Origin of the sequence: Burkholderia sp. Bp8998, from assembly GCF_003854235.1 — a bacterium.
Classification (GTDB): Bacteria; Pseudomonadota; Gammaproteobacteria; order Burkholderiales; family Burkholderiaceae; genus Burkholderia.
The window spans coordinates 1-394 of record NZ_QTQF01000177.1; the positions used below are offsets into that span (position 1 = coordinate 1).

Below are 394 nucleotides of genomic sequence, written 5' to 3' on the forward strand. Positions count from 1 at the left end.
CTTGCCACGGCGACAGCACGCGCAGCCAGATGCCCGAATGCTCATCGTGCCGGCCCTGCCGGTCCCACTGGAACTGCGCCTTGACCCGACCGTATTGGTCCGTCCAGATTTCCTGCTCGGCGGGACCGACGACGATGGCCTTCTCCGGTCCGCTCATGACGGGCTTGCGAACGCTGCGCTCCAGACGGAACGGTTCGTTCGTCGGCAGCAGTTCGAACTGTGCGTCAACGCGATAGGTCTGCGCGCCGCCGGTCCGCCCCGCGACCTCCTCAATGTCGAGCGCGCACGATACAACGAGGTATTCGCGATTCGCGGCCTGCTGCGGATAGCCGGTCAACGTAAAGGTGTATCCGACCGTCAGACCGCGCAGATTCCCTTTCCCGTTCGCGCGCCG

1 protein-coding gene is annotated in these 394 nt (G+C 65.2%); it reads right to left on the reverse strand.

Features of this window, described 5'->3' with window-relative positions; genetic code table 11:
- Window positions 1-394, reverse strand: a 394-nt coding sequence (locus DIE06_RS38045) for a contractile injection system protein, VgrG/Pvc8 family (protein ID WP_260433921.1), incomplete at both ends; no start/stop codon positions are given.